The sequence below is a fragment of the Mycobacterium sp. NGS33 genome, assembly GCF_059812885.1.
The window spans coordinates 1-809 of record NZ_JCALDN010000040.1 but is presented as its reverse complement, the minus strand read 5'-3'; the positions used below and the strand labels follow the sequence as shown (position 1 = coordinate 809).

The following is an 809-nucleotide window of genomic DNA, read 5'->3' as shown; positions in this document are numbered from 1 at the left end:
ATCGCGCAGTTGGAGTCGCAGTACGGCGAGTTCTGGGCGCAGGATGCCGCGGCGATGTATGGCTATGCGGGTCAGTCCGCGTCGGCGACGAAGGTGACGCAGTTCCAGAAGGCGCCCGAGGTCACCAACGCCTCGGGTCAGGCCACTCAGACCGCGGCGGTCACCAATGCCACGGCGAATTCGACGGCGACCAACACCACCAAGACCCTGCAGTCGTTGGCGCAGCCCGCGGCGACGAGCACCACCAACGCCACGACCAACGCGACGACGGCCGCGACGTCGACCACCGACCCGCTGTCGGAGCTGTGGTTCCTGTTGACCGGGCAGACCAGCCTGCCCACCAGCCTGGGATCGGCGGTCAACGGCTACAGCCCGTTCGCCAGCCTCTTCTACAACACCGAGGGTTTGCCGTACTTCAGTACTGGTATGGCCAACACCTTCACTCAGATCGCCAAGTCGACCGGCGCGATCGGTGGGGCGGCCCCGGCGGTGGCGAAGGCGTTGCCTGGGCTGGGTGGTTTGGGTGGCATGTTGGGTGGCGGTGCTGCGGCGGCTCACCCGGTGGCGGCGCTGGGCAGCGCGGCCTCGGTCGGGGGCAAGTTGTCGGTGCCGGTGGCCTGGTCGGGGACCCCGGCCGCGCCGGCGCTGGGGCATGCCATTCCGGTCAGCAGCATCAGCGCGGCCCCGGAGGCCGCCGGCGGGCCGGGCAACCTGCTCGGTGGCATGCCGCTGGCCGGTGCCGGCGCCGGCGGGCACGGGGTGGCCGGTCCCAAGTACGGATTCCGGCCCACCGTCATGGCCCGACCACC

Annotated in this window: 1 protein-coding gene; it reads left to right on the top strand. The window is 70.7% G+C overall.

Annotated features, from left to right (window positions below; all coding sequences use genetic code 11):
- On the top strand, nt 1-809 hold an 809-nt coding region (locus tag AC5Y5B_RS25205; RefSeq protein ID WP_500007391.1), incomplete at both ends, for a PPE family protein, SVP subgroup.